At 70.7% G+C, this 11089-nt stretch carries 8 protein-coding genes; 5 read left to right on the forward strand and 3 right to left on the reverse strand.

Going from position 1 to position 11089, the window contains the following annotated elements:
• Positions 1-4 precede the first annotated feature (4 nt).
• The 3 genes from ACTWQA_RS09395 to ACTWQA_RS09405 all read left to right on the forward strand — a co-directional run bounded on the left by ACTWQA_RS09395 (position 5) and on the right by ACTWQA_RS09405 (position 5342).
• The gene (locus ACTWQA_RS09395) at positions 5-898 is read left to right on the forward strand and encodes a DNA-3-methyladenine glycosylase family protein (protein ID WP_443159022.1); all 894 of its coding nucleotides are present in this window, start codon (positions 5-7) and stop codon (positions 896-898) included.
• A 49-nt stretch (positions 899-947) separates the two neighbouring features.
• Positions 948-3518, forward strand: coding sequence for a bifunctional FO biosynthesis protein CofGH (locus ACTWQA_RS09400; protein ID WP_443158878.1), 2571 nt, complete (start codon positions 948-950; stop codon positions 3516-3518).
• A gap of 75 nt (positions 3519-3593) precedes the next feature.
• Positions 3594-5342 (forward strand): substrate-binding and VWA domain-containing protein, encoded by a 1749-nt coding sequence (locus ACTWQA_RS09405; RefSeq protein ID WP_443158879.1) that lies wholly within the window; start codon positions 3594-3596, stop codon positions 5340-5342.
• Between the two features lie 60 nt (positions 5343-5402).
• Here ACTWQA_RS09405 and ACTWQA_RS09410 read toward each other — a convergent pair whose 3' ends face one another.
• From ACTWQA_RS09410 to cofD, 3 genes are all read right to left on the reverse strand, one after another.
• Complete coding sequence (locus tag ACTWQA_RS09410; protein WP_443158880.1) at positions 5403-6137, reverse strand: lytic polysaccharide monooxygenase; 735 nt, start codon at positions 6135-6137, stop codon at positions 5403-5405.
• Between the two features lie 80 nt (positions 6138-6217).
• Entirely contained in the window at positions 6218-7537 is a 1320-nt protein-coding gene (locus tag ACTWQA_RS09415) for a coenzyme F420-0:L-glutamate ligase (RefSeq protein ID WP_443158881.1), read from the reverse strand.
• Positions 7534-8472 (reverse strand): 2-phospho-L-lactate transferase, encoded by a 939-nt coding sequence (gene cofD / locus ACTWQA_RS09420; RefSeq protein WP_443158882.1) that lies wholly within the window; start codon positions 8470-8472, stop codon positions 7534-7536. Before cofD ends, ACTWQA_RS09415 begins: the two co-directional genes overlap by 4 nt.
• A gap of 179 nt (positions 8473-8651) precedes the next feature.
• Between cofD and ACTWQA_RS09425 the strand changes: the two genes are divergently transcribed.
• Entirely contained in the window at positions 8652-10463 is a 1812-nt protein-coding gene (locus ACTWQA_RS09425) for a hypothetical protein (protein WP_443158883.1), read from the forward strand.
• Positions 10464-10781: 318 nt separating this feature from the next.
• Positions 10782-11042: a WhiB family transcriptional regulator gene (locus tag ACTWQA_RS09430; protein ID WP_020546325.1), complete on the forward strand. Its 261-nt coding sequence runs from the start codon at positions 10782-10784 to the stop codon at positions 11040-11042.
• Positions 11043-11089 lie beyond the last annotated feature (47 nt).

Consider the following 11089-nt stretch of genomic DNA (forward strand, 5'->3'; position numbering starts at 1 on the left):
GGTGATGGAGCGCAGGTGGGCGCCCGAGGGGCCGCTGGACGTGGGGCTGGCGTTGTCGCCGCACAGGCACGGCAACGGCGATCCCACCTGGCGGCAGACCCCCGACGGGGCCGTGTGGCGCACCTCCAGGACGCCCGACGGGCCGTGCACGCTCAGAGTGAGCCTCAAGGGCGGATGCGTGCACGGGCAGGCGTGGGGCCCGGGGGCGGAGTGGGCGCTGGAGACGCTGCCGGCGTTGGTGGGGGCCGACGACGACGTTTCCGGATTTGTCGTCAAACACGAGCTTCTGGCGGACGTTGCCCGGAGACATCCGGGGCTGCGGATCGGGCGGTCCGGCCGCGTCATGGAGGCCCTCGTGCCCGCCGTGCTGGAGCAGAAGGTCGTCGGGCGGGAGGCGTGGCGGGCGTGGCGGTGGCTGCTCAGCCGCTACGGAGAGCCCGCTCCCGGCCCGGCTCCCCAGGGCATGTGGGTGATCCCCGAGGCGGCCGTATGGCGGCAGATCCCGATCTGGCACTGGCACCGATCGGGCGCCGAGGCCGTCCGCGCCAGGACCATCGCCAACGCCGCCTGGCACGCCGACAAGCTGGAGGCCGCCACGACCACGCAGGAGCTCGACCGGCTGTTGCGGGCCCTGCCGGGGATCGGGGTGTGGACGTCCGCCGAGGTGCGTCAGCGCGCCATGGGAGACCCCGACGCCGTGAGCGTGGGCGACTTCCACCTGGCCAAGATTGTGGGATACGCCCTGACGGGGGAGAAGACCGACGATCCCGGGATGTTGCGGCTGCTGGAGCCGTACGAGGGGCATCGGCACCGTGCGACGCTGCTCATCACTCTCTCGGGACTGCGCCCGCCCGCACGCGGGCCGCGGATGTCCGTCCGGGACTACAGGTCCTTCTGACCGGCCCCTAGGTGCGGGTCGCGAACTCAGCCCGTCGTACTGTGCCCTTATGGATCTGGTCAGTGATTCCGCGCTCCGCCGTGCTCTCGCCCGCGCCCGCGACGGCAAGAGCCTCGATGTCGCCGAGGCGACCGTACTGCTGCACGCCCGTGGGCCCCACCTCGACTCACTCCTGGAACACGCCTCCCGCGTGCGTGATGCCGGCTTGGACGCGGCCGGCCGGGCCGGGATCATCACCTACAGCAGGAAGGTGTTCATCCCGCTGACCAGGTTGTGCCGGGACCGGTGCGGATACTGCACGTTCGCGACCGCGCCGCACAAGCTCGAGTCGCCGTTCCTGAGCCCGGACGAGGTGCTGGAGATTGCCCAGCAGGGGGCGGCGATGGGGTGCAAGGAGGCGTTGTTCACGCTGGGGGACCGGCCCGAGGACCGCTGGCATCAGGCCCGCGAGTGGCTGGACGCGCACGGCTACGACGACACGCTGTCATACGTGCGGGCGATGGCGATCAGGGTGCTGGAGGAGACCGGGCTGCTGCCGCACCTCAACCCCGGCGTGCTGAGCTGGCGTGACCTGCAGCGTCTCAAGCCCGTCGCGCCGTCCATGGGGATGATGCTGGAGACGACGTCGCGGCGGCTGTTCGAGGAGAAGGGGCAGCCGCACTACGGCTCGCCCGACAAGGACCCGGCGGTACGGATGCGCGTCCTGGAGGACGCCGGGCGGACCAACGTGCCGTTCACGAGCGGGATCCTGATCGGGATCGGGGAGACCGTCCAGGACCGGGCCGAGTCGATCTTCGCGATCCGGCGGGTGGCCCGCGAGTACGGCGGGATCCAGGAGGTCATCGTCCAGAACTTCCGCGCCAAGCCGGACACCGCCATGCGCGGGCTGCCCGACGCCGACCTGCAGGAGCTCGCCGCCACCATCGCCGTGGCCCGCCTCGTCCTTGGCCCCCGCGTCCGGCTCCAGGCGCCGCCGAACCTGGTGGACTCCGAGTACGAGCTCATGATCCGGGCCGGGATCGACGACTGGGGCGGGGTGTCGCCGCTGACCCCCGACCACGTGAACCCCGAACGGCCCTGGCCGCAGATCGACGAGCTGGCCGCCCGTACGGGGGAGGTGGGGTTCCTGCTGCGGGAGCGGCTGACGATCTATCCGGAGTACGTGCTGGCCGGGGAGCCCTGGCTGGACCCTCGTCTTCACGCTCACGTCGCCGCCCTGGCGGATCCGGCCACCGGGCTGGCGCGGGAGGACGCCGTGCTGGAGGGCCGCCCCTGGCAGGAGCCCGACGGCGGGTTCGCCGCGTCGGGGCGCGTGGATCTGCACGTCGAGGTGGACACTTCCGGGCGCGCCCAGGACCGGCGGGACGACTTCGACCACGTCTACGGCGACTGGGACGCCCTGAAGGATCGCCTCGGCCCGGCGGGCCCTGTGTCGGTGGGTGGCGTGGCGGGGGAGGTGTGGCGGGCGCTCCGGCGGGCCGAGACGGATCCGGCGGGCCTGACCGACGACGAGGCCGTCGCGCTGCTCAGCGCGGACGGCGAGGCGCTCGACGAGCTGACGGCCCTTGCCGACGCCCTCAGGAAGCAGGCCGTGGGCGACGACGTGACCTACGTCGTCAACAGGAACATCAACTTCACCAACGTCTGCTACACCGGCTGCCGCTTCTGCGCCTTCGCGCAGCGCCGCACCGACGCCGACGCGTACACGCTGAGCCTCGACCAGGTGGCCGACCGGGCGCAGGAAGCCTGGGAGGCCGGAGCGACCGAGGTGTGCATGCAGGGCGGCATCCACCCCGACCTGCCCGGCAGCGCGTACTTCGACATCGCCAGGGCCGTGAAGGCGCGGACGCCGGACATGCACGTGCACGCGTTCTCGCCGATGGAGGTGATCAACGGGGCGAGCCGGACGAACATGTCCGTCCGGGACTGGCTGGAGGCGGCGAAGGAGGCCGGTGTCGACTCGCTGCCCGGGACGGCGGCGGAGATCCTCGACGACGACGTGCGCTGGGTGCTGACCAAGGGCAAGCTCCCGACGAACGAGTGGATCGACGTCATCACGACCGCGCACAAGGTCGGCATCCCGACGACGTCCACCATGATGTACGGCCACGTCGACACCCATCTGCACTGGGTCAGGCACATCAAGCTGATCAGGCGCCTGCAGGAGGAGACCGGCGGGTTCTCGGAGTTCGTGCTGCTGCCCTTCGTGCACACCAGCGCCCCCATCTACCTGGCCGGCGTCGCCCGCCCCGGCCCCACGCACCAGGAGAACCGGGCGGTGCACGCGTTGGCCAGGATCCTGCTGCACGGCGCGATCGACAACATCCAGTGCTCCTGGGTGAAGCTCCGCGACGACCTGTGCCGCCAGGTGCTCCAAGGCGGCGTGAACGACCTCGGCGGCACGCTGATGGAGGAGACGATCAGCAGGATGGCCGGCTCGGAGAACGGCTCGTACAAGACCATCAGTGAGCTGCGCGCGATGGTCGAGGTCACCGGCAGGCCGGTCAGGCAGCGCACCACCGAGTACGGCGTCCCGACCCCCGAACGACTCCAGGCGTCCGCGGCGAGCGACGGGGTCTGCCAGAGCGTCAGGAGGGTGTTGCCGATCGCCCAGTTGTAACATGTTCTAATAACGGCTTGCACCCACTGTGGGAGTCGCTGGGAGAATCGTCACTCCCCTGGAGAGAGGTTCACCGTGCGGTTGGGTCGACACCGCGCCGCGCTGCCCCCTGAGCAGCGACGCAGGAAGGCGCTGCAGCGCGGCATGCTGGCGGGGCTCGCGGCCGTGGCCGTGGCCGCCGCGGCCGTCGTCGTGGTGTTCGGCGGCGTCGGCACGCTGTGCTCCACACGAGAGCCTGTTCTGGTCAGCGTGGCCGCCGCGGTCGACGTGGCCCCCGCCGTCATGGAGGCCGCCGGGCGGTTCAACGAGACGAAGACGTCGGCGGGCCGGCGGTGCGTGCTGGTCCAGGTGACCGAGCAGCCGCCGGCCACCGTTCTGCGCACGCTGATCGGCGACCGGGCGGGTGTGCTGAGCGAGCGGCCCGACGGCTGGATCGCCGACTCCTCGGCCTGGATCAGGCTGGCCCGCCAGCAGGGCGCGAGCGCGCTGCCGGCGGGGGAGAGCGTGGTGGCGACCTCGCCGCTGGTGTTCGCCACCCGCTCGTCGCTGGCGCAACGATTCTCCGTGGGCAAGACCGAGATGAACTGGCGGATGGTCTTCCCCTCGACCGTACGCGGGCGGCTGACGCCCACCTCGGACGAGCCCGACGTCGTACGCGTGCCGGACCCGTCGCTGGCCGGGGCGGGCATCGCGACCGTGGCCGCCGCCAGGGACGTCGTCGGCACCGGGCCGGAGGCCGACAAGGCGCTCACCGCGTTCGTCCGCTGGGCGCAGGCCGGCTCCGCGCCCGACTACCGCAGCATGCTGGATGCGGTCGACGATCGCTCGTTCTGGCAGCGCCCGGTGGTCATCGTCCCGGAGCAGTCGGTGTGGAACCACAACCTGCGCCCCTCCGCCGACCCGGTCGTCGCACTGCACCCGCGGGAGGGCACGATCAGCCTCGACTACCCGTACGTCGTCACCGCCACCGACCCCACGGTGGCCGAGGCGTCCGCCGCGTTCGCCGTATGGCTGAAGGGGGCGCGGGCGCAGGAGATCGTGCGGCGGGCGGGGTTCAGGTCGGGCGACGGCAGCCAGGGGCCGATCTCGCCGGGGCCGCAGATCCCGCCGGCCGCCCCGAAGACCAGGTCGTCGGTGTCGCCGCAGGACATCGACGAGGCACTGCGGGCCTGGAGCAGGCTGGCCCCGCCGACCAACATCCTCGTGCTGGCCGACACCTCCAAGCACATGGCCGAGCCGCTGAAGGGCAGCACCCGGGTCAGGGTGGCACTGGACGCGGCCAAGATCGGACTGCAGCTCTTCCCTGATTCCACGCACATGGGGTTGTGGGAGTTCGCGGACGGACTGGGGCGGATCAAGGGATACCAGGAACGCGTCGGGCTCGGGCCGATCAATGAGCCGGAGAGCGGTCAGGTGATCCGCAGGAGCCGCCTGGGCGAGATGACCACCACGATCACCGCCCATCCGGGGCGGGACAGCTCGCTCTACGACTCGATTCTCAGCGGGTTCCGGGAGGTCGCCGGGGAGTACCGGGAGGACATGAACAACACGCTCCTGGTGATCACGGCGGGCAGGGACGACGGCAAGGGCACCCGCTTGTCGCAGCTCCTCGAGGTGCTGCGGCGCGACTGGAAGCCGGATCGGCCCGTGCAGATCGTCATCATCGCCTTCGGGGCGGATGTGGATCGGGGGAGTCTCGGGCAGATCGCGGCGGCCACCAACGGGTCGCTGCATGTGGCGCAGGAGCCAGAGGAGATCATCGATGTCTTCCTCGCCGCCCTGGCCCGCCGCCTCTGCCATCCCACGTGCAAGCCGACCGCCTGAGGAATCGGCGGCGCAGACGCGCAAGGGGCGCCCCAGCGGCGCCCCTTGCGCGTCAGGGGGTCAGAGTCGTTGCCAGAGGGCCGGGACGTTCGGCGGTTCCCAGCCGGCGAGTGACGTGTGCGCCTGGATGCAGCGGTAGCTCACGCCGTTGTACGTCACCGTGGTGCCGACCGCGTACGCGACCCCGGCCCGCCACGTGCCCGACGGGGCGGTGGTCGTCGGCGTCGGGGTCGGGGTGGGCGTGGCGGTGACGGTCGGGGTGGGCGTCGGGTTGGGGTTGCCGCCGCCACCGATCTGCAGGTCGATGCAGGAGTAGAAGGCGTTGGCGGTGTCGGAGATGTTCCAGATCGCCAGGACCTTCTGGCGGCCGGAGTAGCCGGACAGGTTGACCGTGTGCGAGACCGTCGCCGGCGGCTGCTGGTTGTTGCCGCTGAACACGGCCACCCTGGTGTTGCCGATGTAGTACTCGTAGGTGCTGGTGGCGTGCCTGGCGGTGAACGTCCAGGTGAAGGTCACCGTGCTGCCCACCGACGCCACCGGCCACGGCTTGCTCTCGTCGCTCAGCTGGGCGAACTGCGACAGGTTGGCGTGGCAGCTCCGCAGGCCCTTCGGCCCCTCCACGCTCTGCGGCTCGTAGATGATGTTGCCGCAGTTGGGCACCTTGCCCTGGGCGCAGTTGGCCTGCCGGCTCGGTGGCGAGTTGACGTACCCGTGCGCGAACGCCGGGGTGGTGTTGAAGAGCGTGGTGGCGAGGGCGATCACCACCACGGCGACTAACGTGAGCATCCTTCGCATGGAAGCGGCTCCTTTACATGGGGGGATGCTCCAAATGTAAAGGAAACTTTCCTAACGGTAAATGGCCTGTTGACCCCTTGTCAGCGCGTCACGATGAAGTCCGCAGCATCGCGGGGCGCCCGATCGCGGGGTGGGGCCGCCGCGTGGCCCACGGCCACGCAGCCCATCGGATCCCACGACTCCGGCAGGTCGAGCACCGCGCGGACGATCGGGCGGCAGAACATCGTGGACGACACCCACGCCGAGCCGAGCCCTTCGACGGCGAGCTGAATCAGGAAGTTTTCCACCCCGGCGCCGGTCGCCACCACGAACATCTCCCGTTCGGAGGCGTTGCGCCGCGCGTCGCGGTAGGTGTGCGAGCCCTCCATCACCAGGCACGGCACCACCAGGTAGGGCGCCTGACGCAGCACGTCGCCCCGCCTGATCCGCTTGGCGATCGACTGCTCGCTGAACCCGTCGCCGCGCAGGTCCTCGATCCACGCCTCGCGCATCGCGTCGAGCAGCTTCGTCCGCGTCTCCGGCGACTCGACCAGCACGAACCGCCACGGGGTCGTGTGGTGCGGCGCCGGCGCGGCGATGCCCGCCGCCACCGCCCTGCGCACCGCCTCGGGATCGACCGGCCGGTCGGAGAACTCCCTGATCGTACGGCGCGCGAACACGACGTCCCGCGACCCGAACCGGAACAGGTCGTCGTCGGCGGCCCGCACCAGCGGCCGCACCCCGGGGCCGTCGTCGCCGGTGACCAGGTGGGACAGCCCGCGGACGATCGCCACGGGCACGCCATCGAGCTTGCCCTTGACCAGCTCGGCCGCGCCCGCGATCTCGTCGGCCAGCGCCGTGACGGTGGCGCTGAGCTGGTTGCCGTAACCGTCGGACGTGCCGCGGAAGTCGTCCAGCGGCCGCATGCCCGCCACCCCGATCGCCACGTCAGTGAGCCCGTTGCGCCACGGCCGGCCGAACGTGTCGGAGACGATCACGCCGACCCTGGCGGCCAGTCCCGCCCTGACACGCCTGGCCGAGGCGTCGGGGTCCTCGGGGAGGAGCAGCACCGTGCCCGGCTCGGTGTTGGAGGCGTCCACCCCGGCGGCGGCCATGACGAAGCCGTGGCGGGTCTGGGAGATCACGGTGTCGCCGCGCCTGGCGACCACGCGCTCGGTCTCGTCCTCGATGGCCTGGACGCGGTCCGGCGCCCGGCGGATCCGGCCCTCGGCCTTGCTCACGATCTTGGAGGTGACGACCAGGATGTCGCCGTCCTGGAGATCCGCGTCCGCGAGCAGGGCCGCGATGTCGTCCCCCGGCCGCACCTCGTCGATGCCCGCCACGGCGATCACTTCGATGCGCTGGGGCGTGGTGGGGAGCGCGGCGTCCGCGGTGTGATCCGGACGTGGTGCGATGGTCATCGGGCGAGCTCCAGGGCCAGGTCGAGCGCCGCGCGGGCGATGGCGGACGCGGCTCCGGCGTCGTGCATGAGGAGCGGGCGGGCGATGACCCGCACGCCGTCGAGCGCGACGCCTTCGTCCTCCTCGGCCACCAGCCAGCCGTCGATCAGATCCGAGCCGTAGAGCTCCAGGACGGCCTGAGCACTCGTGTCGACCCCGATGGCCGTCAGACAGGCGTCGGCCATGCCCCGCACCGGCGCGCTGCCGATGATCGGCGACACGCCGACCACGGTCTTGGCGGTCAGCGCGTCGCGGATGCCCGGGACCTGGAGAATCGTGCCGATGCTGACGACGGGGTTGGACGGCGGCAGGATGACCACGTCGGCCTGCTCGATGGCCTCGAGCACGCCGGGCGCAGGCTTGGCCGTGTCCACCCCCACCAGCGCGAACGAGTGGGCGGGGACGGAAGCGCGCAGGCGCACCCACCACTCTTGGAAGTGCACGGCGCGCTTGCCGTGCTCGTCCTCGATCACCACGTGTGTCTCGCAGCGCTCGTCGCTCATCGGCAGCAGCCGCACGCCCGGCTGCCAGCGCGCGCACAAAGCTTCGGTGATCTGCGAGAGCGGGTAGCCGGCCGCCAGCATCTGGGAGCGGACGATGTGGGTGGCGAAGTCGCGGTCGCCGAGCCCGAACCATTGGGGCTCCATGCCGTACGCGGCCAGCTCCTCCTTGACCACGTGGGACTCCTTGGCCCGGCCCCAGCCCTGCTCCTCGTCGATGCCATTGCCCAGGGTGTACATCACGGTGTCGAGGTCGGGGCAGACCCGCAGGCCGAACAGGGTGATGTCGTCACCCGTGTTGCCGATGACGGTGACCGTGGCCTCTGGCTCGGTCGCGCGTAGACCGCGCAGGAAACGGGCGCCGCCGATGCCGCCGGCGAGTGACACGATGTGCATGCGGCCCAGTCTTTCACCGGCCTCTGACAGGCCTGCCGCGGGAGTGGTTTTCCCCACTTTCAGAGCTGTACTTGCTGGTGTAGGCCTAATTGAGATGAAAGGGGTTGCTGGGACTCCCGTCGCACGACTTGACGATGTGGCAAACTCCCTTCGGGCTAAAGGGTCCGTTGGGGGTATTTGTGAGCAAACTTGACGTCGCCCGGCTGAAGGAGCCGGCCGCCTGGGTCATGCTCGTCACCGGGCTGATGAACGTGCTGCTGGCGATCGGTCACATCCTGATCGGCTCGTCGTCCAGCTCGACCTTCACGGGCCGTGCGGCCTCGAACTTCTTCAGCGTGACGAGTCCGGTCGCCGTGGCGTTGTTGCTGGGTGCGGTTCTGTTGGTCACAAAAGTCGGCCAGCCGTCGCCCAAAGCCAAGCCGATCATGTACGGGGCGGCGGTCGGGCTGCTCCTGGCGTCGGTGTTCGGCATGCTGGCGCTCCTGCTCGGGCTGTTCGCCGGTGACGGGGCCCGTGACGTCGTGGAGTTCGTGCTCTTGGGCGTGCCGCAGCTGGCCTTGGCTGCCATCGTGCTCGTGTACCTGATCCCGCAGGTCCTGCCCGAGCGTCCGGCCGCGCAGATCTACCACCACCCCCAGTTCGGCCAGCAACCGCCGTTCGCCGGTGGCCCGCAGGATCCGGCCGCCGCTTATGGGCAGCCCCAGCCCGGCTACGGCCAGCAGCCTCCCGCCGCGTACGGCCAGCAGCCGCCCTCCGGTCACCAGCCGGACTACGGCCAGCAGCCCGGCTATGGTCAGCAGCCGCAGATGGGCCAGCCCCCGTCCGGGCAGCAGCCTGGTTTCGGTCAGCAGGAACAGCCTCCCGCCGGGTACGGCCAGCAGCCGATGTCCGGGCAGCAGCCCGCCTACGGTCAGCAGCCCGTCTCCGGTCAGCCGGAGCAGGCGCCGCCCGCCTTCGGCCAGCAGCCCGCCTACGGCCAGCCGGAGCAGGCGCCACCCGCCTATGGCCAGCCCGAGCAGGCGCCACCTGCCTACGGCCAGCAGCCCGATTACGGGCAGCAGCCGCAGCAGCCTGGATACGGGCAGCAGCCGCCGAGCTTCGGCGGTGGTCAGCCCGGGCACTACGCGCCGCCCGCCGACGCCCAGCCCCACCAGACCGCCGAGCCCGCTTACGGCCAGCCGCAGCCGGAGGCGTACCAGCCGGTCAGGGCCGCGCTCCCGCCGGCGCCGTCCGACCAGCAGCAGCCCCAGAGCTTCCCGCCGGCCCAGGAGTACAACACCCCCGCCGCCGAGTACCACCCGGCCCCCTATGTCCCGGCCGACAGCCAGCCGAACCTCTACGCCCAGCCGAGCCCGAACCCCTACGCGCCGCCCCCGGCGAACGACCCCTACGCGCCCCCCGCGAACGACCAGAGCCCGTACGCGCCGCAGGACGTCTTCGACACCCCGGCCGAGCAGCCCTCCTACCCGACGGGCGAAACCTCGCCGAACGTCCCGTTCCAGCCGCCGTACCAGGGGCAGAGCGCGTTCGACCAGCCGCAGCAGGGCGGCACCCCGTTCACCGGCTATTCGGGCTCCGAGTTCGCCACCCCGAACGCCTACCAGGAGCCCGACCCGGCCGTGGACCCGCGCTCCCAGCAGCTCATGGACGCCTACCAGCAGGCGGAGACGTACCAGCACACGGCCACCGCCGGCACCGCGCCCGACCTGCGCGTGCCGGACTACGCCGCCCAGGCCGGGCCGTACGAAGACCCGTTCGGCCAGCCGCAGCAGCCGCCCCAGCAGCAGAGCGCGTACGAACCCCAGCAGGGCGCCTACGAGCCTCGTCCCTACCAGCCGACCCACCAGGCGCCGGCCGGCAGGCAGGACCAGGGGGAGTCGACGATGCGGCTCGACCCGTCGGCATACCGGGGAGATCCCCTCGGCGGCCGCCCGGGGGACGACCCCATTGACCCGACCGCCATATATACCCCCAACGAGCCACGCAGGTAACGGACCGGCAATGAACAGCTAGAGAGAGGGTGCGTCGCGGGCGGGCGTCTATCCCGCCCTGATACGGTTCGGACCGCTGGCAGGTTGAACGAGCCTGACCGAAACCATTGCGCGGATGGGGTGGGCCGGGCGAGAACATCACATGCCAAGCACACCGGGGCGAGGTCTAGTCTTTCCCCGGATACCTGCATGCCGCTTGACGTCAGCTACGACACGCGCGTGTAATTACAACCATGTTGTTACGCCTTCCGGTGGGTGGGTACTAAGGAAGGCGTCCATGGGGGGCTCCATTGCGGGCGGGCGGCAGGGAGGTGTGCAGTGACCGATCCGGTCATCGCACAGGATCAGCTTGACGCTGAAGAACTCGGCTGGCAGGAGCGCGCGTTGTGCGCGCAGACCGATCCGGAGGCGTTCTTCCCGGAGAAGGGCGGCTCCACCAGAGAGGCCAAAAAGGTGTGCCGATCGTGCGAGGTCCGTGCCGAGTGCCTTGAATACGCACTCGAGCACGATGAGCGGTTCGGCATCTGGGGTGGGCTGTCCGAGCGGGAGCGCAGACGGATCAAACGCCAGGCCGTTTAGTCATAGAGAGGGTCACGCGGCACTGCCGCGTGACCCTCTTCGCACCT

Origin of the sequence: Nonomuraea sp. 10N515B (assembly GCF_052245915.1) — a bacterium.
Lineage (GTDB): Bacteria > Actinomycetota > Actinomycetes > Streptosporangiales > Streptosporangiaceae > Nonomuraea.

Coding starts and splice junctions, on each gene's coding strand:
- ACTWQA_RS09395 (WP_443159022.1), top strand. CDS start 5: ATGGAGCGCAGGTGGGCGCCCGAGGGGCCGCTGGACGTGGGGCTGGCG.
- ACTWQA_RS09400 (WP_443158878.1), top strand. CDS start 948: ATGGATCTGGTCAGTGATTCCGCGCTCCGCCGTGCTCTCGCCCGCGCC.
- ACTWQA_RS09410 (WP_443158880.1), bottom strand. CDS start 6,137: ATGCGAAGGATGCTCACGTTAGTCGCCGTGGTGGTGATCGCCCTCGCC.
- ACTWQA_RS09415 (WP_443158881.1), bottom strand. CDS start 7,537: ATGACCATCGCACCACGTCCGGATCACACCGCGGACGCCGCGCTCCCC.
- cofD (WP_443158882.1), bottom strand. CDS start 8,472: ATGCACATCGTGTCACTCGCCGGCGGCATCGGCGGCGCCCGTTTCCTG.